Source organism: Arthrobacter sp. OV608, from assembly GCA_900110595.1.
Taxonomy (GTDB): Bacteria; Actinomycetota; Actinomycetes; order Actinomycetales; family Micrococcaceae; genus Arthrobacter.
In genome coordinates this window covers 377,500-399,328 of the sequence record FOEZ01000002.1, presented here as the reverse complement: position 1 = coordinate 399,328, position 21,829 = coordinate 377,500, and the positions used below count along the sequence as shown (strand labels likewise).

Here is a 21,829-nt window from a genome sequence, read left to right as displayed (position 1 = left end):
GTAAGCGCAGGCAGGCAGGCTGGAGCGATGAAGTCCTGACAACAGCCCGGCCATGCCGGACTGTTCCCCAAAAATCCAAGGCCGTTGGCCGGGCGCCCCATCTTCCGGGCTCGCTCCCGCGGCCGCACTTCGGAACTTTGCGAGGACTTCCCTTGACTGAACACCTGAACCTTACCGGCGTTTCCCACGGCTACGGCGACCGCCTGTTGCTGGACCGCATCGACCTGGCCATCACCGCGCGCGAGCACGTGGCGGTGGTGGGCGAAAACGGCGCCGGCAAATCCACCCTCCTGCGCATCCTGGCCGGGTATGAGCAGCCGCAGGAAGGCACCGCCACCACCAGCGGCCGGGTTGGATACCTCGCCCAGACCCATGGGCTGCCGGAGTCGTTCACTGTGGGTGGTGCCATTGACGCTTCCCTCGCCTCCCTCCGCTCGTTGGAAGCGGAACTGGACCGGCTCGAGGCCGGGCTGGCCGACGCCGCAGACGACGACCTGGAAACCTACGGCAGGCTGCAGACCGAATACCAGCTCCGGGAAGGCTACGCCGCGGAATCCCGGGTGGAAGCTGCGCTGGACCGGCTGGGCCTGGGCGGCCTGGACCGGAGCCGGACACTCGGATCACTGTCCGGCGGCGAGCAGGAACGCGTGGCCCTGGCCTGCGTCCTGGCCGACCCCGCGGACATCCTGCTCCTGGACGAACCCACCAACCACCTCGATGCCCGCGGCGTGGCATGGCTCGAGGAGCGGCTGGCAGCGCACCGCGGCATCGTGGTGGTGGTTTCGCACGACAGGATGCTGCTCCGCAAGGTGGCCGCCACGATTATCGAAGTCGATGCTGAGCGCCGCATTGTGACCCGCTATGGCAACGGTTATGACGGCTACCTCCGGGAGAAGGCCGCCGAACGCCAGCGCTGGGTCCAGCGGTACCACGGCTGGCTGGACGCCATGGCAGCCGAGAAGCTCCAGGCGGAAACGCGGCCGGGGAACATGGGGTACGGCCGCAAACGCGACGCCGACAAAATGGCGTTCGGCTTCAAAACGGGCACCTGGGAACGGGCCGCGAGCAGCCAGGTCCGCAATGCACGGGAGCGGTTGCGGCGGCTCGAAGCCAGCCCGGTGGAGCAGCCGCCCGTGCCGCTGCGGCTCGCGCCGCCAGCAGGGATGGGATATGAAGCCTCGCCAGACGGCACCAGCACCGCCGGGGCGCCTGCGCAGCAGGTGCCATTGGAGGCCCCCTTGACTGCCCTCGCCGTGAGCGTGCCGGGACGCCTGCAACCTACGGATTTCCAGGCCGGCGTGGGCGAAAAGATCCTGATCGTCGGGCCGAACGGTGCGGGCAAGTCCACGCTGCTGTCCGTGCTCGCCGGAACGTTGGCGCCCGCCGTCGGAAGTGTCACCCGGCCCGAACGGGTGGGCTACCTGCAGCAGGAACTCGAACTGCCGCCGCGTCCGTCGCTCCGGCTGCTTCCGGCGTTCGCGGCGGGCCTGGGCGGCAACATCGACGAACATGCCGAGGCCCTGCTCGGGCTGGGGTTGTTCCGCACCAGCGAGTTCCATGTTCCTGTCGGCAGCCTCTCCGCCGGCCAGCAGCGCAGGCTGGCCCTTGCCCGGCTGCTGCTCGGGGGCTATGGCACCCTGATTGTGGACGAACCCACCAACCACCTGGCGCCTGTCCTGGTGGAACAGCTGGAGGCTGCGCTTGCCGGGTTCAGCGGAACCGTGGTGATGGTCAGCCACGACCGCGCCCTCCGGAAATGGTTCGCCGCGTGCCAGCAGTCCGCCGGGGAAGGCAACGGCGGGAGCGCCACGGGGCGCTGGATCCGCTATTCGATGGACCCGGGTGTGCTCGCGCCGGCCTGAACCTCACAGGCCCGGAAAAACCGTGAGTTTTGCGTTAAAGGATCGTTACCGGGGAACCGGCAGGCTGAAACATGGGCGGCGCAGGATGGGCGGTAACAGTTGTTGCCGGCCGAAAGGGAATGCCCATGCTGACCAAGAACCTTTTCCTCCAAGGCATCTTCCCCTTCCAGGGCGCGGGGATGGAAAAGCCGGTGCCCATCCACAGCGAGCTCTCGCACTACGTCCCGGACGGGGTGATCAACCAGACGCTGTACTTCCGTGGAGGTAACTCAAGCTCGGAGCTGATCACGGTTGTCCTGCTGCGCAACGGCGTGCCCATGCGGTACTTTCCCATCGGAGCCAAGAGCGACGTCCATGTTCCGCTGCGGGTGGTGGAGGACATCGAGGGCGGGTCCGCCGTCGAGCTTTACATTGCGGCCCCGGAGGGCGTCACCGGGTCCGTGGTGATTGACCTGGGCATGGTGGAGCACTGATGACCAGCCTGCTGGAGACTCCGCGTACCCAGCCATCCGCGCGGGGCCCGCGCCGCCGGCTCGTGGTGATCGGCAACGGCATGGCCGGAGCCCGTGCCGTGGAGGAAATCCTCGCCCGCGGGGGCGCCGCACAGTTCACCATCACCATGTTCGGCGATGAGCCGTATGGAAACTACAACCGGATCATGCTCAGCCACGTCCTCTCCGGCGAGGAAAGCGACGCCGACATCTTCCTCAACTCCCTGTCCTGGTACCGGGACAACGGCATCACACTGCATGCCGGAGTGAGGGTGGACAGGATCGACCGTTTCACGAAGCATGTCTTCTCCAGCGACGGCAGGGTGACCCCCTACGACACCCTGATCATCGCCACCGGGAGCCGCTCCCACATGCCGCCGATGGACGGGCTCTACACCCCGGGCGGGCAGGTCAAGCAGGGCGTGTTCGGGTTCCGCACCATCGATGACACCCGCAAAATGGTGGCCTATGCCCAGCATGAGCACCACCGCCGGGCGGTGGTGATCGGCGGCGGACTGCTGGGACTTGAAGCAGCCTACGGGTTGCGGAGTCACGGCATCGACGTGGACGTGGTCCATTCCGCCGGTCACTTGATGAGCGCCCAGATGGGGCCCGACGGCGGTGCGGTGCTCCGGCGCAGCGTGGAGGCCCTGGGCATCGGGGTACTTACCGGCAGCCGCACTACCGCTGTGCTGGGCAGCGACAGGGCCACCGGGGTCAGCCTCCGCGACGGCACCGTGATCCCGTGCGACATGGTGGTGGTGGCTGCAGGAATCCGCCCTAACGTGGACCTGGCAGTCCTGAGCGGCCTGCCCGTGGAACGGGCGATTGTGGTGGATGACAGGCTGCGGGTGCAGGACGAGGACGATATCTACGCGGTGGGGGAGTGCGTCCAGCACCGGGGAGAGGTGTACGGGCTGGTGGCGCCCCTGTGGGAGCAGGCCGTGGTGCTGGCCAACCAGGTCACAGGGACTGACACCTCCGCCCTTTACCTGGGTTCACGCACGGCCACCAAACTGAAGGTGGCCGGCGTCGAGGTTGCCTCCATGGGACTGCACGGGCCGGAACTCGACACCGACGAGCACATTGTCTTCTCCGAACCCAGCCGGGGCGTCTTCAAATCCATCGTGGTGCGGGACAACAAGATGGTGGGCGCCACGCTCCTCGGTGACAGCCGGAAGGTGGCCTACCTGACCCGGGCGTACGACCACGGGCTGCCCCTGCCCGAGGAACGGATCGGGCTGATGTTCGATCTCGGCACCCCCGACGGGGACACCGGAGTGGCCGATCTCAGCGACGACGCGCAGGTGTGCAACTGCAACGGCGTCAGCAAAAAGGCGCTGGTAAACGCGGTGCAGGGCGGTTGCACCACCGTTGCCGGAGCCATGGAGGCCACCCGCGCAGGCAAGGGGTGCGGCTCGTGCAAGCTGCTGGTGCGGCAGGTGGTGGAATGGGCGGCCGACGGAGACGTGGCCGAGGACCCCGCGACCGCCTACTACGTCCCTGCCATTCCCCTGGACAAGGCGGAACTGATGGCGGAAATCCGGAAGCGGGGGCTGCGTTCGGTCTCGGCTGTGTTCCACGCGCTCGCGCCCGGCGGTGAGGATGCCAAGTCCAAGATGGGGCTTGCCTCGCTGCTGAAGATGATGCTTGCAGACCAATACATTGACGAACGCGACGCCCGGTTCATCAACGACCGCGTGCACGCCAACATCCAGCGTGACGGCACCTTCTCGGTGGTCCCGCAAATGAAGGGCGGCGTGACGAGCGTCCAGCAGCTGCGCCGCATCGCCGATGTTGCCGAAAAGCACAACGTCCCGCTGATCAAGCTCACCGGCGGGCAGCGAATCGACCTGCTGGGGATCCGCAAGGAGGACCTGCCGCAGGTATGGGCGGACCTGGACATGCCTTCGGGCTACGCCTATGGAAAGAGCTTCCGCACCGTGAAGACCTGTGTGGGCAAGGACTTCTGCCGCTACGGAACCGGGGATTCCACCAAGCTGGGCATCGAGATCGAATCACGGTTCCAGGGGATCGAGGCGCCGGCCAAACTCAAGCTGGCGGTGTCCGGATGCCCCCGGAACTGTGCCGAGTCGCTGGTGAAGGACGTTGGCGTGGTGGCTGTGGAAGGCGGCCGGTGGGAGATCTATGTGGGCGGTGCTGCCGGCGCCCACATCCGCAAGGGCGATCTCCTTGCCACCGTTGATGATCCCGAAGAGGTCAAGGTCCTTACCGGCAGGTTTATGCAGTACTACCGGGCACGCGCCAACTGGCTGGAACGGACCTACGCGTTTGTTCCGCGGGTAGGGATCGAGCATCTGCGGGATGTCATTGTGAACGATTCGGAGGGCATCGCGGCGCAGCTGGACGCGGCGATGCAGGAATCGGTGGACAGCTACGAGGACCCCTGGGAAGAGCGCACGGACCCGATGACGCCGGGGCAGTTCCGTACCTCACTGCCGCTGACTGTGCTCCCGCAGGTACCCGTCCGATGAGCGCCGGGACGGCAACAGGCGGGAAGGCGCATGTGCTGGGCCCGGTGGAGCAGATTCCGCCGGGCGAGGGCAGGGCCTTTGCGGTGGACGGCGGGCAGGTGGCCGTATTCCGGCTCCGCGACGGCTCGCTCCGGGCGCTCCCTGCAGTCTGTCCGCACAAGGGAGGCCCGCTGGCCGACGGCACCATTGACCTCAATGTGGTGGTGTGTCCGCTGCACCAGCACGCGTTCGACCTGGCCACAGGCTGCTCCACCACCGGCGCGGGCAACCTTCGCCCTTACGAAGTCTTGCTGGACGGGCAGCAGAATCTGGTCCTGCAGATGCCGGTGTAGCGCGCGTCACGTAGCACCCCTTTGCGTCTTGTAAGATAGACGAGCCGCTCGAAGCTTCGGCGCCACGAGAGATTCCGATCACATTCGGTTGCCCAACAGGCATTTCCCCGAATTTTGTGAGCGGAATCATTCGTGTCCCGGATGCGGCCAACCCCCAACCCACAAGGAACCGTTGTGCCTCAAAGTACCCCCACAGACCTCCAGAACCCCACGGCACCATCCACCGCCGTCGACCCCACCCTCAGCGCCGAGGGCTACAGCAAAACGCTGGGCAGGCGCCATGTGACCATGATCGCCATGGGCGGCGCCATCGGCGTCGGCCTGTTCATGGGTGCCGGCGGGCGCCTCGCCTCCACCGGGCCGGCCCTGATTTTCTCCTACGCCATCGCCGGCGTCATCGCGTACCTGCTGATGCGGGCGCTGGGCGAGCTCATCATGTACCGCCAGACCTCCGGCTCGTTCGTCAGCTACGCAGGCGAAATGTTCGGCAAAAAGGGCGCCTACCTCTCCGGCTGGATGTACTTCATCAACTGGGGCATGACCGGCATCGCCGAACTGATTGCGATAGGCCTGTACTTCCAGTTCTTCTTCCCCAATGTCCCGGTGGAAGCCTCCGCCATCGCCGCTCTGGCGCTCCTGGTGGCAGTGAACCTGCTCAGCGTCAAGGCGTTCGGCGAGTTCGAATTCTGGGCCTCCTGCCTCAAGGTGGGCGCCATCCTGATCTTCCTGGCCGTGGGCACCTATATGGTGGTCACCAACGCCCAGGTGGGCGACGGCCATGCCTCGGTGGCGAACCTCTTCGCCGCTGAAGGCGGCATGTTCCCCAAGGGCGCGCTGGTGATGGTCCTGGTCCTCAACGCCGTGATCTTCGCCTACAACGGCATCGAACTGGTGGGCATCACCGCCGGCGAGATGCAGAACCCGGAACGCGAAGTGCCCAAGGCGATCCGCGCCGTCGTACTCCGCATTGTGGTGTTCTACGTCGGTTCCGTCACCCTGCTCGCCATGCTGCTGCCTTCGGACCAGTACGTGGCCGGCACCTCGCCGTTCGTCACCGTGTTCGGCCAGATGGGCCTGGGCTGGGTGGGCGACGTGATGAACATGATCGTCATCACCGCCGCTCTCTCTTCCTGCAACTCCGGCCTGTACTCTATCGGCCGCGTGTTCCGCACCATGGCCAACAACGGCCACGCCCCGCAGTGGCTCACCAAGATGTCCAGGCGCCACGTCCCGTACGCGGCCATCCTTGCCATTGCAGCCTTCTACCTGGTGGGCATCCTGCTGAACATCTGGCTCGGCGGCTCCTACGCGTTCGACCTGGCCCTCAACTCGGCCTCCATCGGCGTGATCTTCTGCTGGGGCTCCATCTTCGCCAGCCAGATTGTGCTGCGCCACCGCAAGGGTGTTACGTCCAGCCTGCCGATGCCCGGTTCGCCGTGGACCAGCTGGGCCGGCCTGGTGGGACTGCTCGCCATCACGGTGCTGATCGGCTTCGACACCATGACCAGCAAGAGCGGCGAGGTGTTCTACCTGGGCCTCTGGACCCTGGCCACCATCCCGTTCTTCGCGGTGGTCCTGTGGCTGGGCTGGCAGAAGGTCAAGAACAACCAGCCCAAGAGCGAGCTGTACAGCTAACTCTTCGTGCAGGCCGTTTAGCCTGTAGAAACCGCGACGACGGCGGGCCACCCTTTCGGGGCGGCCCGCCGTTGCCGTTTCTCCAGCCCACTCCAGCCCAGTTTTTACCGGCGGGCAGCGTAACGGCTGCCGTCCCGCCCGGTTTTGCCGCTAAAAACCGGGCTGGACTGTTCGCTGCGCCTCAGTTCTTCAGGTAGCGGGAGAAGTGCTCCTCGATCCGCTGCCAGGCTTCGGGGGCGGACTCGGGGTCCGGGCCGATTCCCATGACCCGCATCAGTGGCCGGAGTACGGCAGGGCCAAGGTCGGCGTCGTTGAGGAAGGAGTGGCCGGCAGTGGGAAATTCCTTGACGTTGTGCTCGATCCCGAGGCTGGTGAGGGCTTCCTCGAGCTTGCGGGCGGCACCTTTGAGCGTAGTGTCCCTGCCGCCGTAGTTGGCCACGATGGGGCAGGCGCCGCGGAGTGCGTCCTCCAGGTCTCCGGGCAGCCGGCCATAGTTGACCGAGGCGGCGTCAAAGCCGTCGCGGGCTACGAGCAGTGCGAAGCCGCCACCCATGCAGAAGCCGATGACGCCGGTCTTTCCGTTGGACTGCGGCGCTTTGGCCAGCCATGTCCGGGCTGTGGCGAGGTCCGTAAAGGGGCGCCCGTTGCCCTTGAGCATGCTCCGCATAGTGCTGACCAGGCAGCAACGCGCGCCGCCCTCGCTGAACAGGTCCAGCGCGAGGGTCAGGTAACCCGCACTGGCCAGCCGGTCCGCATGCCGCCGGGTCATGTCGTTCAGCCCGAACGCTTCGTGGATCATTACGACGCCGGGAAACGGGCCGGGGCCGGGCGGTGTGGCAAGGTAGCCGCCCAGGGAGGGGGAGCCGCCGGCCGCGGTGCTCTCGGCGCTCAGGTCTGCGTAGGTCATGGCTAAGGCTAACCGCGTCTGGGAGGGGAGTCCCGCCGTCGGCGTTTCCACCTGGCGGGCGGCGTGGCAGTGGTGCCGCGTGCGCGGCCGGGGCAGACTGGGGCTTGTGAGTGAACCATGGGTGCTGCATGTGGACCTTGACCAGTTCATCGCGGCCGTCGAGGTGCTGCGCCGGCCCGAGCTCGCGGGCAAACCGTTGATTGTTGGCGGCCGCGGCGATCCCACCGAACGAGCGGTAGTATCCACGGCCTCGTACGAGGCCAGGGCGTATGGGGTGGGCTCGGGGATGCCGCTGCGCATCGCCGCCCGGAAAGTGCCCGACGCCATGATCCTGCCCGTGGACCATGAGGCCTACCTGGAAGCATCGGACAAGGTTATGGCGGTGCTTCGCGCGCAACCCGGCGCCACAGTCCAGGTGCTGGGCTGGGATGAAGCGTTTGTGGGGGTGCAGGCCGAGGATCCCGAGGCCTATGCCCGGCAGATGCAGCGTGCCGTCCTAGAAGAGACCCGGCTGCACTGCAGCGTGGGCATCGGTGACACGCTGGTCCGGGCCAAGGTGGCGACGACGTTCGGCAAGCCTGCAGGCGTGTTCCGGCTTACCGGCGAGAACTGGCTCGAGGTTATGGGGAGCCGGCCCACCATCGACCTGTGGGGCGTGGGAACGAAGGTGTCGCGCCGCCTTGCCACGCTCGGCATCAAGACCGTCGCCCAGCTTGCGGCGTCCAACCCCGATGACCTGGTCCCCGAGTTCGGACCGAGGATGGGACCCTGGTACGCCCAGCTTGGGCGGGGCGACGGTTCGCGGACGGTGGATGACACGCCCTGGGTGGCGCGCGGGCACAGCCGGGAAACCACGTTCCAGCGGGACCTCACGGAACCCGGGCAGATCGAGGAGGCAGTCAGGGAACTGGCGGCGCATGTGCTGGAGGACGTCGCAGCCGAGGGGCGCCCGGTAGTCGGATTGACGCTCAAGGTCCGCTACGCCCCGTTCATCACCAAGACGTACGCCCGCAAGATTCCCGAGACCTCAGTTCCGGAGGAAGTGCTCGCCCGGGCCCTCGACCTTATGGCGAAAATCGAGCCGGACCGCCCCATCCGGCTCCTGGGGTTGCGGGCCGAAATGACGATGCCTGAGGACTCCCGGCAAGGGCATACCCCTACCCGCAGCGGATGGTGATGGTTCCGCCGGTTGGCTTCCCCCGTACCTGGACATGGACAAACAGAACGGCGGCGGATCCCTGGGGATCCGCCGCCGTTTCGCTCTGTTACAGCCGGCCCGGTAGAGCCGGACTGCCGCAGGAAGAGGCTAGTCGCGCTTGAACTCGTCCTTGACGCTTTCGCCGACCTTCTTGGCGTCAGCCTTGACCTGGTCGGTCTGGCCTTCAGCCTTCAGACGGTCATTGTCGGTGGCATTGCCCGTTGCTTCCTTGGCCTTGCCGCCGAGGTCTTCTGCTGCGTTACTGATCTTGTCTCCGAGGCCCATGGTGGTGGCCTCCTTTCGTTTCCGTTGATCAAACAGTGCCTTTTCACACTAACACGAAGCTTGCTTACTATTTCAAGCCTTCCGTTTTCCGGGCGGTGGGGGCGCCTGTTGATTGTCTGGGCCCGCGGCTAGGCTCGAAGCATGGACCACAGCATGAGCCTCACCCAGCACATCCAGGCGCCACCGGAAAAAGTCTGGTCCGTTATTACGGACATCCCGGGCTCGGCGGCCACCCTTTCCGGGGTTGATTCCGTCCAGCTCCTCACCGATGGCCCATATAGCGAGGGGACGCGCTGGAAGGAGACCCGGAAGATGTTCGGCAAGGCTGAAACGGTGGAGATGTGGGTGGCCGAAGCCGAGCCGGGCCGAAGCACCACCGTCAAAGCCGAGCAGGGCGGTGCGGACTACACCACCCGGTTCAGCCTGTCCCCGCGTGACGGCGGCACCGACCTCACCCTCACGTTCGGCGCCGAGGTCATCAAGCCCACCGCCGCCAGCAAAATCATGATGCTGCTGTTCGGCAGGATGGGCATGGCCGCCACCAGGAAGGCCCTCACCAAGGACCTGACGGAGATCGCGGCTAAAGCGGAATCGCTTTCCTAGTGGCGGCCCCAGCCGGTCGAGGCGGCGCTGCTAAAGCGGGGTTAAAAGTTACTGCGCCCAGGCTTTCGCCTGTTGTGTTGGCGGACCTCACCGAGGATCCCGGGGAGGGGTTCCGGCGCGGTGCAAGGCACGACGGCGGCCGGTACAGCCGTGTGGAGGCCGACGGCCTGGAACTGGGCGGCACGGATTTTGCGGAGTGCGAGTTCCAGGGCGTCTCCTTTAACGACACCCAGCTGCGCGGTTCCTCCTTTCGCGACTGCATCCTGGGTGAGTTGTACGCGCCCGTCTTTAGGGCAGCCCGGACCACCTGGCGGGACGTTGAGCTGCGGAACCCACGCCTGGGATCCGCGGAACTGTACGAGAGCGGCTGGCAGTCGGTCCGGATCGACGGCGGCAAGCTGGACTTCCTCAACCTGCGGGGCGCCAAGCTGACGGACGTGCTGATCACCGACTGCATCATCAACGAGTTGGACCTCGGTTCTGCGGCAGGCACCCGGGTGGCGTTGAAGAACTGCACCATCGGTTCCCTGGACCTCAGCGGGGCAAGGCTCAAGGACTTCGATCTCCGCGGCACCGAATTCCGGAGCATCAGCGGGCTCGGCAGCCTGGCCGGCGTGGTGGTCGATGAATACCAGCTGGGCCTGTTGGCGCCCCTGCTCGCGGCGCATCTGGGCGTCACGGTCATCTAGGACCGCTGGTATCCACTTCAGACACCTGCCGTGTACTATTTACAGAACGAACGGTCGGTAAGTGAACCCAACTGGGTAGCGCCAACTGTCGTTTTGGACCCTCAAAACGACACTTCGCGCTACTTGGTTGGGGGCTGCCGGCCGCAGATGACAGTGCTGTTTATCGCGTGAAGGGTGTTTCCATGGCTGCAACCGCAGGTCCACAGGCTTTCCTTGTTGGCGGGGTCCGAACGCCGGTGGGCAAATACGGCGGCGCGCTGTCGTCCATCCGCCCCGATGACCTGGCGGCCCTGGTGATCCGGGAAGCGGTGAACCGGGCGGGCCTGGATCCGGACAGCATCGACGAAGTGATCCTGGGCAACGCCAACGGGGCCGGCGAGGAAAACCGGAACGTGGCGCGGATGGCCACCCTGCTCGCAGGGCTGCCCCTCCATATCCCGGGCATCACCGTCAACCGGCTCTGCGCGTCCGGCCTCAGCGCCATCATCCAGGCAAGCCACATGATCAAGGCCGGCGCCGCGGACATTGTGATCGCCGGAGGTGTTGAGTCCATGAGCCGGGCACCGTGGGTCCAGGAGAAGCCCACCGCAGCTTTCGCCAAGCCGGGCCAGATCTTCGACACCTCCATCGGCTGGCGCTTCACCAACCCCCGGTTCCACAAGGGTGAGCTGTCCCGTGACGGCAAAATGACCTACGCCATGCCGGAAACCGCTGAGGAAGTAGCGCGGGTGGACAACATCTCGCGTGAGGACGCCGACGCCTTCGCCGTCCGCTCGCACCAGCGCGCCCTCGACGCCATCGCTGCCGGCCGGTTCAAGGACGAGATTGTCCCGGTCACGGTGAAGACCCGGAAGTCCGAGCATGTTGTGGACACGGATGAGGGCCCCCGCGAGGGCACCACCCTGGACGTGCTTGCCGGACTGAAGCCGGTCATTCACGGCGGTAGCGTGGTCACGGCCGGCAACTCCTCATCGCTCAACGACGGCGCCTCCGCGATCATCGTCGCCTCCGAGGCTGCCATCGAACGGCTGGGCCTGACACCGCGCGCCCGGATCATCGACGGCGCCTCGGCCGGCTGCGAGCCGGAGATCATGGGCATTGGCCCCGTGCCCGCCACGCAGAAGATCCTGAAGCGGAGCGGCCTCAGCGTAGGTGACCTTGACGCCGTCGAACTTAACGAAGCCTTTGCCACGCAGTCCCTGGCGTGCATCCGCCGGCTCGGCCTGGACCCGGACATCGTGAACCTCGACGGCGGCGCCATCGCGTTGGGGCATCCGCTGGGTTCCAGCGGGGCCAGGATTGCCATCACGCTGCTGGGGCGGATGGAGCGGGAGGATGCCAAGGTGGGACTGGCCACGATGTGCATTGGTGTGGGCCAGGGTACGGCGATGCTGCTGGAGAAGGTCTGATGGCGGCCGCTGTGGACCTGGCGGCGGAGAAGTTCCATGCGCTGCTGGTGGAGGAGCGCACCGACCGTGTGGTGGTGCTCCTCAACCGGCCCGAGGTGCGCAATGCGATCGACCAGCAAATGGTGGATGAACTCCACGTGGTGTGCACGGCCCTGGAGCAGAATCCGAAGGTGCTGATCATCGCGGGGGTGGACGGAGTGTTTGCCTCAGGGGCGGACATCGCCCAGCTGCGCGAGCGGCGCCGGGACGATGCGCTGCAGGGGATCAACTCGACCACATTCGTCCGGATCGCCAAGCTGCCCATGCCTGTTATTGCGGCCCTCGACGGGTACTGCCTGGGCGGGGGGGCCGAGCTCGCCTACGCTGCCGACTTCCGGATCGGCACTCCCGCCGTCCGGATCGGCAACCCCGAAACCGGGCTGGGCATCCTCGCCGCTGCGGGTGCTAGCTGGCGGCTCAAGGAACTGGTGGGGGAGCCCGTTGCCAAGCAGATCCTCCTCGCGGGGCGGGTCCTTGGCGCGGACGAAGCCCTCGCGGTGAACCTCATTACCGGGATCCACGAGCCCGAAGTACTGCTGGACGCGGCCCATGACCTGGCGGACCGGATCGGCCGTCAGGACCCGCTGGCGGTGCGGATCACCAAGTCTGTGTTCCATGCACCCGCCGAGGCGCATCCGCTCATAGACCAGCTGGCCCAGGGCATCCTCTTTGAGTCCGAGGCCAAGTTTGACCGGATGCAGAAGTTCCTCGATAGAAACGCTGAGAAGAAGGCCGCCAAGAGTGCCGATACCGAGACCCGGGAGAAGAATTCATGAGCACACCACAGCTTTCCCCTGGCCTGCCGTCGCAGGTTGGTGTCCTGGGCGGGGGCCGCATGGGTGCCGGCATCGCCCACGCCTTCCTCGTCAAGGGCGCCGACGTGCTGGTCGTTGAGCGCGACGAGCCATCTGCAGAGGCCGCCCGGGAACGGGTTGAGTCTGCCGCGGCCAAGAGCATTGAGCGCGGCGCTGTTGATGTGAACCTGGACGAACTAGTGTCCCGGCTGGCCGTGGGCGTGGACTACGACGCCTTCAAGGACCGGCAGCTGGTGGTCGAAGCGGTGCCGGAAGACTGGGACCTGAAAGTCACGGCGCTGCGCGGGATCGAGGAGCGGCTCGCCGCCGACGCGTACCTGGCGTCAAACACCTCGTCCCTCTCGGTGGACGGCCTGGCCGGCGAACTGAAGCGGCCCGAAAATTTCCTGGGCCTGCATTTCTTCAACCCGGTTCCGGCGTCCACGCTTATCGAGGTGGTGCTCGGCAAGCGCACGTCTCCCGGACTCGCTGCCGCGGCGAAAGGGTGGGTGGAGGCACTCGGCAAGACCGCCGTCGTCGTCAATGACGCTCCCGGCTTCGCCTCTTCACGGCTGGGCGTGGCCATAGCCTTGGAGGCAATGCGCATGGTGGAGGAGGGTGTTGCGTCGGCGGAGGATATCGACGCCGCCATGGTCCTGGGCTACAAGCACCCCACAGGGCCCTTGAAAACAACGGACATTGTGGGGCTGGACGTCCGGCTGGGCATCGCGGAATACCTCCACTCCACATTGGGGGAGCGCTTCGCCCCGCCGCAGATCCTCAAGGACAAAGTCGCGCGGGGCGAGTTGGGGCGCAAAACCGGGAAAGGCTTTTTTGACTGGCCCAGCTAGTGCCGCGGGCTAGTCAAAAAACCCGACGATATAGCCCACGAAGTAGAGCAGCGCCAGCAGGACCACCACCGCGATAGCAGCGATCACGGCGACCTGTGTGCCCTTCTTCGTGCCGTGCTCGTCATGGCCCTGAGTGGTGCTGGTGGAGGCTTCCCCGGGCGGCGTCTCGCCCGGCGGTACGCCGCCTCCCGGCTCCAGGCCAGTCAGCTTGTCCTCTTCCGGATCCGGATTGTGTCCTGACACGTCTTCTCCCTCGTTCGGTTGCCGGGGTCCGTTCCCCGCGTAATGCGCTGCGGAGGTTGGACCTTAGGCTGGTGCAGTGACTTTCCTAGAACCCCTTACCCTGACCGGGCGGTATGTAACCCTCGAGCCGCTGGCCGCGGAACATCACGACGGACTGGTGGAGGCTGCTGCGGACGGTGAGCTGTGGCGGCTCTGGTATACCTCGGTGCCGGCTCCTGACGAGATGGCGGCGGAAATTGACCGGCGGCTCGCCCTCCAGGAGCAGGGCTCCATGGTGCCGTTCACCACCAGGCTGATCGATCCGGCAACGGGCGGTCCGGGCAGGATCGTCGGCATGACCACGTACATGAATATCGACGCCGGGACTCCCCGCGTGGAGATCGGCTCCACGTGGAATGCCGCTTCCGTGCAGGGGACCGGGACGAATCCGGACTCGAAGCTGCTGCTCCTGCGCCACGCGTTTGAGGTGCTGGGCTGCCCCGCCGTGGAGTTCCGGACGCACTGGCTTAACCATCAGTCGCGGGAGGCCATCGCGCGGCTCGGCGCGAAGCAGGACGGCGTACTCCGCAACCACTCAAGGACCCGGGACGGCATCCTCCGCGACACCGTGGTGTTCTCCATCCTGGAACACGAATGGCCCATGGTCCGCGCCGGGCTCGAATACCGGCTGGCCCGGCGCGGGTAGGGATCACACTCTCGAATGTCAGGCTTCCTCGCTACGCAAGGAGCGGTTGAGGATGGTGCGGGTTACCTGCGGGCCAGAGCGGTTAGGTTGACTGCCTCGGTCAGAGCCGATGCGTAAGCAAGATGTCCGGCAGCATTCGGGTGGAAGTTTCGCGGATCAGGGATCGGGTCCCCACCCGGAACGGGGTTGGGAACGGTTGGAATGCATGGAGCCAGCGGCTCGAAACAAAGCCAGGACTGATTGACGTTATTGACGGCGTGACCGCTGAAGCGGGATGTCACGTCAATGTACTGTGCATCGGCATGATACAGAGCTCTGGCTGTTGCCACGGAGGCAGCAAGGGTGGCGTTGAGCAGTGCTGTTCCTTGGTTGACCAGCGTCTGGTTCGTCGGCGAGATCACCGGGTACCCTCCAACGGGATCGAAAAGTCGCGGGTAGCCAAGTACGGCGATCTTGGCCTTCGGAGCGGCCTGACGGATTGCCCCAAACGACCGAACGAGATCCGCGGCGACCAACGGCAGCGACTGAACGGACGCAGTGACTGCCTCCTTGCAGGCCTCTGAGGTCGACGTGCCGCAGATGAAAAGCGTGGAATTAACCCCCGTGTCGTTGGCGCCGGCCGTCAGGCTGACCAACTCCGTGCTGTATGAGAGGGACCCCGCCGCCTTAAGAGCCACAATCTGGTCCTTCACGCTTGGCACATGGCCAGGCTCGGCAAAGGCTTTGAGCAGCGCCCCATGACATGCCGCGTTTTTTTCCAGCTTAACCAGTGGTTGGCTGTCCACAATATCGACATACCCACCCGTCGTTTGGATGCAGGGGAACGTCCACGTGAAAGGTCCCGCCCCCGTTCCGGCCGTATATGAATCACCCAGCGCCACATAGTCCACCTGCTCTTGCGGCGCCGCGTCAGCGGGGACCGCTGTGAAGCCAAGTGCCATGACGAGGGTGGCGAGGAAGGCGGCGAAAGCCGAGTGCCGCCGTCGTACTGCTCTATTTTCCATGGTGTTCTCCTTTGGACGGCGGGAGGCGGGCAGATATGTGCCACCGTACGCTTGCCCGTGCCGCCCGTCACCGGCCACGAGTACCCATATTTGCCCAACACTCCCCGCAACGTGACGTGCACCCTACCTAACCCCTGTGATTAGCTGTCCGGATGAAGAGAGCGGACGGGTCCATGGGCTGGGATGGTGCTGTCAATGCGTGGCATGTCGCGGGCGGTGTTTACCGCATGGGGCGGCGCGAATGGCTGACGGCGGCGGGCTGGCGGCAGGCGTACGACGGCGGCATCCGCACCGTGATCGACCTCCGTAACGCTGCGGAGGCGCGGCGCCGCGAAACTGATCCCCCGGTGCCCGAGTCCGCCTGGTCCGGTATCACAGTGGTTTCGGCACCCACCGAAGAACCCGGCGATCCCCGCTTTACGCAACTCGCCGGCCCATACCTCAACGACCCCGCCTACTATGCGGACAACGCCCGGATCTTCCCCGAAAAGCTGGCGGGCGTCTTCAAAGCCCTCGCTGCTGCATCCGCCCGTGGCGACGTGGTGCTGCACTGCGCCGCCGGCCGGGACCGCAGCGGAATGGTGCAGGATCTGGCGGGGGACTCCGACCAGGACATCGCCGAAGGCTACCGGCGGGCAGCCCGTGGCATCAACGAGCGCTACCGCACGCACGGTCCGCCGCACGACCGCGAGCGCTATGTTGAGGAACACGAGCTGGTCCCCTTGCTGGAGCAGCGAGGCGACGCCGTTGTTGAGTTTGTGCGGGGCCTCGACACCCGCAACTTCCTGCTGCGCAACGGACTCACCTCCGCCGATCTTGACGCCGTTCTATCCCTCTGCGGAGCGGGGGTGTCGCGGTGAACCGGGACGACCTGAACGTGAACAAACTGCGCCGTGCCCTCTCCCTAAGCGCCGTTATTGGCCTGCTCGCTGCCTCCGCTTACGTGGCTGCTCCGGCATGGGCGGCGGGTGATGACAAGGCAAGTGGGGCCACCAGCCCCGTTGCAAGCTCAGCAGCAAGCCCGGCCACGGAGTCCCCGACGCCCGCCGCTTCCGGCGGCATTTCCGCAGCCGGTCTCGCGGATGCAGTCCAGCGCGACCTCGGCGTCACCCCGGAGCAGTTCGACGCGGCGGGGGAGCTGAACGTCCGGGCAGAGGCAGCCGCTGCGAAGCTCCGCGCCGTCCCTGGCTACACGGGGATCCGGGTGAAAGACTCCAGGATCATCGTGACGGGCTTCGGAGTCGAACTGCAGGCAGCCTTACACGGGCTCATGGCCGCCGCTCCTGACCTTCCGTTGGAACTGGAGGCGGCAGCTGCGCCTGAATCAGTAGCACCCGCATCCTTGGCGCCCGGGTCCGAACTTGCCGCCAGCACTGAGCAGCTTTTCCAGGCCTATGTGCGCGACGTCGGTATCATGGGCCTGCAGGCGGTAGCCAGCACTGGCTCCAAGTTTGTGATCAGGACCGGGGGCGTGAACACGCCGGAATCGGCAGGCACCGCGGCGCCGGCCGCTACGGCTTCTGCGGCGACGGAAACGGGCACCGGGAAGATGTCGCCGTCGGAATTCGTGTCCAGGTACGCAAACGTGGAACTGGCGCCGGGAGCCCCCTTGAAGCCGGAAGCCGAAGTCTTGGGTGGGGTGGGCTATGCAGCGGACAGCGGATGGATTTGTTCAACAGGTTTCTCCGCATTCACTCCGGCTGGCCGGCCTGCCGTCCTGACCGCTGGGCACTGTGGCGAGGACGGCGCGTCCAAAACCGCTGACTTGTTGTTCCAGGGAACGCGGGCAGGGTTGCTGGGCAACTTCGAGTTCAGCCAATTCGGCGGACCGGGCAACACCCCCGTATTGCAGCCCAATAACGCCACAGACCCAGGGAACGTGGGAACGGACGTCTCGGTCATAGGTGCCCTACGCGCAGACCTGGACCCGCTGCCGGCAGTTACCACGTGGGACGACCAGGCTGCCCCTGGACCGGACGTCAAAATCATCGGCGCGGCTGCCCCAGTGATCGGCATGGACGTGTGCCGTTCCGGCTGGCGGACCGGATGGTCGTGCGGCACCATCAGCGAGGTTGGGATTTACCTCATTGAGGGGAACAACTATGCAGCCGACCAAAAGGATCTCAGGGCTGTCAGGGGCTTCCTGTCCTTGGACGTGCAGTCGGCTGGCGGCGACTCGGGCGGCCCATGGATCAGCGGAAACTTCGCAGTGGGGATCCATTCCGCCGGGGAAAGCGGAGGCGCACAGAACTTCGCCCTGGCAGCCACCCTGCAGGACGCCCTCGAGGTGCTGCCCGGGTACCAGCTGGAAGTCTTCCTGAACAAGCCTGTGCTGACCTCGCCCGCGCCTGGGGAAACCGTGCAGGCGGGGCAGGCAATTTCGGGACGGATTCCCGCGGAGCCGGCCTCTGCGGCAGGTACCGCCGTCCGCATTGCCCTGCCCGGCCACGACCCTTTTGACGTGCCGGTGGACAATGCCGGCAACTGGAGCTTCAACGTTCCATGGCCTGCTGGTTCGTTGACCTTCCAGGCTGAAACGATTAATGGCCACAGCCGTTCCAAGGCCGCATCGCTGACGGCAGAGGTTGCGCCGGCTCCCCTGGCCGCCCCCACCATCGCGGCTCCCGCAGGCCAGCCCCTGACGGAGTTGACCTCGTTTTCCGGAACGGGCGCTCCGGGTACAACGGTCACCGTGTCAGGCGATGTGGCTGGTTCCGGAACAGTAGGCCTGGACGGGCACTGGACGGCCAGCGTGGCAGGCACGCCAGCTTTCGGCAGTGTAACGGCCAAGGCCGTGCTGTCCTCGCCGGGAACGGCCGACAGCGCTGCTGCCACGGCAACAGTCCAGGTAACGCCCCCGCGTCCTGTCATCGCAAGCATCAATGACGGGCAGCATTTCCGCCAGGACAACCTGCCGCGAACCATTTCCGGCGCCGGTGCGGAGGGGGCAGAGGTGACAGTGTCGATCGATGGCAAGCCCCTTGGCAGCCCCACATCGGGCGGCCCGGCGGGGTCCCGGTCGCCGGCAACGGCCCTGGTTCCGCTGGAGCTGGTTGCGGGCGGAACCTGGCAAGTTCCCTTTCCTGACGGACTGGCCCCCGGAACCCACACGGTTTCCGTAACCCAGGCCCTCGATGGACTGTCCTCGGCACCGGCTACCGCATCCTTCGTCCTGGACCCGCCCCCGGCTGACCCGGCCCCGCCGGTACCGCCGGCTCCGGCGCAAGGCCCGCCCGCCGCCGTCGTACTCCCGACCGCCAGCAACCCGGCGGACTTAGCCAATACCTCCGGCGGAATTGGAAACAACAGCGATCTCGCCTTCACCGGAGCCAATGCGCTGGTCCCGGCCGCAGGGGCAGCAGCGGCGGCGATCGCGGTTGGGGGCGTGCTGATGGTGCTGGTCCGTCGCAGGAAGCAACGCACCCGGGGATGAGTCATCAGATATCGTCGCCAAAGCGGCCGAATGGCGACGATACCTGATAGGTCAGTGGGTTTTGTGGCGCCTCATCAGCAGGTTCGTGATGCGCAGGGTACAGAGCCGCTGGCCGGCCTCGTTGGTGATGATCACCTCGTGCGTGGTCAGGGTGCCGCCCAGGTGAATGGGCGTGGCGGTGATGGTCACCTGCCCCTCCCGAGCGGAACGGTGGTGGGTGGCGGAAACGTCCACGCCCACCGCCGTCTTGCCCATGGTGCTCGCGTGGATCACCGCCGCCCAGGACCCCACGGCCTCACCCACGGCAAGGGACGCGCCCCCGTGCAGCAGCCCGAAGGATTGCCTGTTTCCCTCCACAGGCATGGTGGCCACCACCCGCTCCACCGACTCCTCGAGGATCTTCACACCCATCTTCTCGTCGAGTTCGCCGAGGGTAATCTTCCACAGCTCGTGCGCGTCCGGCTGGGTCTCTGCGGCATCCTTCGATGATGGGGCGCTCATACGTTCTCCTTAAGGGTGGCCATTTCAGTCCCGGCCTTCTAGTCTGCAGCACGGGACGTCATGTATGGTGAATATATTACCGAACGGACGGTCAGTAATCATTGCCCGCCGCAGTAAGCCCCCTTGTTGGAAGGACCCGTCAACGATGACCACCACCGCCACAGCTCCCCAGGCCACGGTCGACACCGTGGAGACAGTGCCCAGCTTCATCATGGACGGGTGGTGGACGCCCGATGACAGCTCCGTCGGTTCCGCTGTCCCCGTCCGTGACGCGAGCACCGGGGAAATCCTGGCGAAGGTGAGCACCGAAGGGCTGGACCTGGGCGCCGTGGTTGAGTACGGCCGCAGCACCGGCCAGGCAGAACTCGGCCGGCTGACCTTCCACCAGCGTGCCCTTAAGCTCAAGGAGCTGGCGCAGTACCTGAACGCCCGGCGCGACCATTTCTACACCTTTTCGGCCCAGACCGGCGCCACCAAGGTCGACTCCATGATCGACATCGACGGCGGCATCGGCGTCCTCTTCACCTTCGGCTCCAAGGGCCGGCGCGAGCTGCCCAACTCGCAGGTGGTAGTGGACGGGCCCATGGAGGTGCTGTCCAAGGACGGCTCCTTCGCCGGCGAACACATCTACACCCGCATCCCGGGCGTGGCCGTCCAGATCAACGCCTTCAACTTCCCCGTCTGGGGCATGCTCGAGAAGTTCGCGCCCGCCTTCATCGCCGGCGTCCCCACCATCGTCAAGCCCGCCACCCCCACGGGATACGTGGCAGCAGCCGTTGTCAAGGCGATCGTGGAATCCAACATCCTGCCCAAGGGGTCGCTGCAGCTGATCTCCGGCTCCGTCCGCGGGCTGCTGGACGTCCTGGACTACCGCGACCTGGTCGCCTTCACCGGCTCCGCGTCCACCGCCCTGTCCCTGAAGTCCCACCCGAATGTGGTTCAGGGCGGCGTCCGCTTCACCTCCGAAACCGACTCGCTGAACGCCGCCATCCTCGGCCCCGACGCGGTGGAGGGCACCCCGGAATTCGACGCCTTCGTCAAGTCCGTGGTCACCGAAATGACGGCCAAGGCCGGGCAGAAGTGCACCGCCATCCGCCGCGCCATTGTGCCCCAGGAGCTGGTACCCGCTGTGTCAGCGGCGATCGGAAAGCGCATCACCGAACGGGTTGTCCTCGGCGACCCCCGCGCTGACGGCGTCACCATGGGTGCGCTCGCCTCCGTGGAGCAGCTCAAGGACGTGCGTGCGGCCGTGCAGTCCATGCTCGACGCCGGCGGTGAGCTCGCGTACGGAACCCTCGATTCGCCGTCGGTCACCGCTGCCGACGGGTCCATCGGGGTAGGTGACGGCGGCGCGTTTATGGCGCCCGTCCTGCTGAACTGGAACAACCCCGAGGCGGAGGAAGTGCACTCGCTGGAGGCATTCGGCCCGGTTTCGTCGGTGATCGGCTACAAGGACATTCCCGACGCCGTCCGCCTCGCCGCCCGCGGCAGCGGCTCCCTGGTGGCCTCGGTCTGCACCAACGATCCTGCTGTGGCCCGCGAACTCGTTACCGGAATCGCCGCCCACCACGGCCGCGTCCTGATGCTCAACCGCGAGGACGCCCGTTCGTCAACGGGCCACGGTTCGCCTGTGCCGCACCTGGTCCACGGCGGCCCCGGCCGCGCCGGCGGCGGCGAGGAATTGGGCGGCATCCGCTCGGTGATGCACCACATGCAGCGCACCGCCATCCAGGGCTCGCCCAACATGCTCACGGCCGTTACGGGCGTGTGGCACACAGGTGCGGACCGCAACTTCACCGTTGAAACCGAGGGGACGCACCCGTTCCGGAAGTCACTGGCGACGCTGCAGATTGGCGACGCCGTCCGCTCCGACCTGCGCCAGGTCACCCTGGAGGACATCACCGCCTTCGCCAACTCCACCGGCGACACGTTCTACGCCCACACCAACCACGAAGCCGCCGAAGCCAACCCGTTCTTCCCGGGCATTGTGGCCCACGGCTACCTCCTGCTGGCCTGGGGCGCCGGACTGTTCGTGGAGCCCGCGCCGGGCCCGGTCCTGGCCAACTATGGCCTGGAAAACCTGCGTTTCATCACGCCGGTGGCAGCGGGCGACTCCATCCGCGTGACCCTCACTGCCAAGAAGATCACCCCGCGCGAAACGGACGAGTACGGCGAGGTGGCCTGGGATGCAGTCCTCACCAACCAGAACGACGAAATCGTAGCCACCTACGACGTCCTCACCCTGGTCGAAAAGTAGCCCAACCCACCCGACGCCCCATCACCTTCCGCAGGCTTTTTCGAAACGCCCCATCACCTTCCGCCGGGAGGTGATGGGGCGTTTGGGGTCTTGTTGCGGGAGGTGATGGGGCGTTT

20 protein-coding genes are annotated in these 21,829 nt (G+C 66.1%); 15 read left to right on the top strand and 5 right to left on the bottom strand.

The window, feature by feature from the left end; translation table 11 throughout:
• Positions 1-152: 152 nt before the first annotated feature.
• The 5 genes from BMX78_RS04600 to BMX78_RS04580 all read left to right on the top strand — a co-directional run bounded on the left by BMX78_RS04600 (position 153) and on the right by BMX78_RS04580 (position 6,815).
• Positions 153-1,862: an ABC-F family ATP-binding cassette domain-containing protein gene (locus BMX78_RS04600; RefSeq protein WP_091416915.1), complete on the top strand. Its 1,710-nt coding sequence runs from the start codon at positions 153-155 to the stop codon at positions 1,860-1,862.
• A gap of 125 nt (positions 1,863-1,987) precedes the next feature.
• Positions 1,988-2,335 carry a molybdopterin oxidoreductase gene (locus BMX78_RS04595; RefSeq protein WP_091417146.1) on the top strand — a complete coding sequence of 116 codons (348 nt, stop codon included), beginning with the start codon at positions 1,988-1,990 and terminating at the stop codon, positions 2,333-2,335.
• Positions 2,335-4,848 carry a nitrite reductase large subunit NirB gene (gene nirB, locus BMX78_RS04590; RefSeq protein WP_091416913.1) on the top strand — a complete coding sequence of 838 codons (2,514 nt, stop codon included), beginning with the start codon at positions 2,335-2,337 and terminating at the stop codon, positions 4,846-4,848. Before BMX78_RS04595 ends, nirB begins: the two co-directional genes overlap by 1 nt.
• Complete coding sequence (locus BMX78_RS04585) at positions 4,845-5,180, top strand: Rieske (2Fe-2S) protein (protein ID WP_091416911.1); 336 nt, start codon at positions 4,845-4,847, stop codon at positions 5,178-5,180. The genes nirB and BMX78_RS04585 overlap by 4 nt, the downstream gene beginning before the upstream one ends.
• 174 nt (positions 5,181-5,354) lie before the next feature.
• Positions 5,355-6,815: an amino acid permease gene (locus BMX78_RS04580; RefSeq protein ID WP_091416909.1), complete on the top strand. Its 1,461-nt coding sequence runs from the start codon at positions 5,355-5,357 to the stop codon at positions 6,813-6,815.
• A gap of 181 nt (positions 6,816-6,996) precedes the next feature.
• On the opposite strand, the gene BMX78_RS04575 is transcribed toward BMX78_RS04580, so the two are convergent.
• Positions 6,997-7,722 (bottom strand): dienelactone hydrolase family protein, encoded by a 726-nt coding sequence (locus tag BMX78_RS04575; protein ID WP_091416906.1) that lies wholly within the window; start codon positions 7,720-7,722, stop codon positions 6,997-6,999.
• 106 nt (positions 7,723-7,828) lie between these two features.
• Here BMX78_RS04575 and BMX78_RS04570 point away from each other — a divergent pair, with 106 nt between their 5' ends.
• Positions 7,829-8,899, top strand: a complete 1,071-nt coding sequence (locus tag BMX78_RS04570; RefSeq protein WP_502686268.1) for a DNA polymerase IV — start codon at positions 7,829-7,831, stop codon at positions 8,897-8,899.
• A 129-nt stretch (positions 8,900-9,028) separates the two neighbouring features.
• Here the strand turns inward: BMX78_RS04570 and BMX78_RS04565 are convergent, their stop codons facing one another.
• The gene (locus BMX78_RS04565; protein WP_050053911.1) at positions 9,029-9,205 is read right to left on the bottom strand and encodes a CsbD family protein; all 177 of its coding nucleotides are present in this window, start codon (positions 9,203-9,205) and stop codon (positions 9,029-9,031) included.
• Between the two features lie 141 nt (positions 9,206-9,346).
• On the opposite strand from BMX78_RS04565, the gene BMX78_RS04560 reads away from it, so the two are divergent.
• The 5 genes from BMX78_RS04560 (at position 9,347) to BMX78_RS04540 (ending at position 13,590) form a co-directional block, all read left to right on the top strand.
• Positions 9,347-9,808: an SRPBCC family protein gene (locus BMX78_RS04560; RefSeq protein ID WP_091416902.1), complete on the top strand. Its 462-nt coding sequence runs from the start codon at positions 9,347-9,349 to the stop codon at positions 9,806-9,808.
• 77 nt (positions 9,809-9,885) lie between these two features.
• Positions 9,886-10,497 carry a pentapeptide repeat-containing protein gene (locus tag BMX78_RS04555; RefSeq protein WP_255470823.1) on the top strand — a complete coding sequence of 204 codons (612 nt, stop codon included), beginning with the start codon at positions 9,886-9,888 and terminating at the stop codon, positions 10,495-10,497.
• A 182-nt stretch (positions 10,498-10,679) separates the two neighbouring features.
• A complete protein-coding gene (locus tag BMX78_RS04550; protein ID WP_091416897.1) occupies positions 10,680-11,906 on the top strand; it encodes a thiolase family protein in 1,227 nt (408 codons plus the stop codon).
• A complete protein-coding gene (locus BMX78_RS04545) occupies positions 11,906-12,721 on the top strand; it encodes an enoyl-CoA hydratase/isomerase family protein (protein WP_091416893.1) in 816 nt (271 codons plus the stop codon). Before BMX78_RS04550 ends, BMX78_RS04545 begins: the two co-directional genes overlap by 1 nt.
• Positions 12,718-13,590 (top strand): 3-hydroxyacyl-CoA dehydrogenase family protein, encoded by an 873-nt coding sequence (locus BMX78_RS04540; protein ID WP_091416891.1) that lies wholly within the window; start codon positions 12,718-12,720, stop codon positions 13,588-13,590. The genes BMX78_RS04545 and BMX78_RS04540 overlap by 4 nt, the downstream gene beginning before the upstream one ends.
• Before the next feature lie 9 nt (positions 13,591-13,599).
• Here the strand turns inward: BMX78_RS04540 and BMX78_RS04535 are convergent, their stop codons facing one another.
• Entirely contained in the window at positions 13,600-13,833 is a 234-nt protein-coding gene (locus tag BMX78_RS04535; protein WP_091416890.1) for a DUF6480 family protein, read from the bottom strand.
• A 76-nt stretch (positions 13,834-13,909) separates the two neighbouring features.
• On the opposite strand from BMX78_RS04535, the gene BMX78_RS04530 reads away from it, so the two are divergent.
• Positions 13,910-14,518: a GNAT family N-acetyltransferase gene (locus tag BMX78_RS04530; protein ID WP_091416887.1), complete on the top strand. Its 609-nt coding sequence runs from the start codon at positions 13,910-13,912 to the stop codon at positions 14,516-14,518.
• A 62-nt stretch (positions 14,519-14,580) separates the two neighbouring features.
• Here BMX78_RS04530 and BMX78_RS04525 read toward each other — a convergent pair whose 3' ends face one another.
• Positions 14,581-15,522, bottom strand: coding sequence for an SGNH/GDSL hydrolase family protein (locus BMX78_RS04525; RefSeq protein WP_091416884.1), 942 nt, complete (start codon positions 15,520-15,522; stop codon positions 14,581-14,583).
• 152 nt (positions 15,523-15,674) lie between these two features.
• Here BMX78_RS04525 and BMX78_RS04520 point away from each other — a divergent pair, with 152 nt between their 5' ends.
• Positions 15,675-16,382, top strand: coding sequence for a tyrosine-protein phosphatase (locus tag BMX78_RS04520; RefSeq protein ID WP_502686267.1), 708 nt, complete (start codon positions 15,675-15,677; stop codon positions 16,380-16,382).
• Positions 16,379-18,955: a S1 family peptidase gene (locus tag BMX78_RS04515; protein ID WP_286138782.1), complete on the top strand. Its 2,577-nt coding sequence runs from the start codon at positions 16,379-16,381 to the stop codon at positions 18,953-18,955. The genes BMX78_RS04520 and BMX78_RS04515 overlap by 4 nt, the downstream gene beginning before the upstream one ends.
• A 51-nt stretch (positions 18,956-19,006) precedes the next feature.
• On the opposite strand, the gene BMX78_RS04510 is transcribed toward BMX78_RS04515, so the two are convergent.
• Positions 19,007-19,456 (bottom strand): PaaI family thioesterase, encoded by a 450-nt coding sequence (locus tag BMX78_RS04510; protein ID WP_091416875.1) that lies wholly within the window; start codon positions 19,454-19,456, stop codon positions 19,007-19,009.
• Positions 19,457-19,601: 145 nt separating this feature from the next.
• Here BMX78_RS04510 and paaZ point away from each other — a divergent pair, with 145 nt between their 5' ends.
• Positions 19,602-21,713 carry a phenylacetic acid degradation bifunctional protein PaaZ gene (gene paaZ / locus BMX78_RS04505; RefSeq protein WP_091416872.1) on the top strand — a complete coding sequence of 704 codons (2,112 nt, stop codon included), beginning with the start codon at positions 19,602-19,604 and terminating at the stop codon, positions 21,711-21,713.
• The last annotated feature ends 116 nt before the right edge of the window (positions 21,714-21,829 follow it).

Excerpts from the sequence above, each read along its gene's own strand:
- BMX78_RS04595 (WP_091417146.1), top strand. The coding sequence starts at position 1,988 with ATGCTGACCAAGAACCTTTTCCTCCAAGGCATCTTCCCCTTCCAGGGC.
- nirB (WP_091416913.1), top strand. The coding sequence starts at position 2,335 with ATGACCAGCCTGCTGGAGACTCCGCGTACCCAGCCATCCGCGCGGGGC.
- BMX78_RS04585 (WP_091416911.1), top strand. The coding sequence starts at position 4,845 with ATGAGCGCCGGGACGGCAACAGGCGGGAAGGCGCATGTGCTGGGCCCG.
- BMX78_RS04575 (WP_091416906.1), bottom strand. The coding sequence starts at position 7,722 with ATGACCTACGCAGACCTGAGCGCCGAGAGCACCGCGGCCGGCGGCTCC.
- BMX78_RS04565 (WP_050053911.1), bottom strand. The coding sequence starts at position 9,205 with ATGGGCCTCGGAGACAAGATCAGTAACGCAGCAGAAGACCTCGGCGGC.
- BMX78_RS04560 (WP_091416902.1), top strand. The coding sequence starts at position 9,347 with ATGGACCACAGCATGAGCCTCACCCAGCACATCCAGGCGCCACCGGAA.
- BMX78_RS04550 (WP_091416897.1), top strand. The coding sequence starts at position 10,680 with ATGGCTGCAACCGCAGGTCCACAGGCTTTCCTTGTTGGCGGGGTCCGA.
- BMX78_RS04545 (WP_091416893.1), top strand. The coding sequence starts at position 11,906 with ATGGCGGCCGCTGTGGACCTGGCGGCGGAGAAGTTCCATGCGCTGCTG.
- BMX78_RS04540 (WP_091416891.1), top strand. The coding sequence starts at position 12,718 with ATGAGCACACCACAGCTTTCCCCTGGCCTGCCGTCGCAGGTTGGTGTC.
- BMX78_RS04525 (WP_091416884.1), bottom strand. The coding sequence starts at position 15,522 with ATGGAAAATAGAGCAGTACGACGGCGGCACTCGGCTTTCGCCGCCTTC.
- BMX78_RS04520 (WP_502686267.1), top strand. The coding sequence starts at position 15,675 with ATGAAGAGAGCGGACGGGTCCATGGGCTGGGATGGTGCTGTCAATGCG.
- BMX78_RS04510 (WP_091416875.1), bottom strand. The coding sequence starts at position 19,456 with ATGAGCGCCCCATCATCGAAGGATGCCGCAGAGACCCAGCCGGACGCG.
- paaZ (WP_091416872.1), top strand. The coding sequence starts at position 19,602 with ATGACCACCACCGCCACAGCTCCCCAGGCCACGGTCGACACCGTGGAG.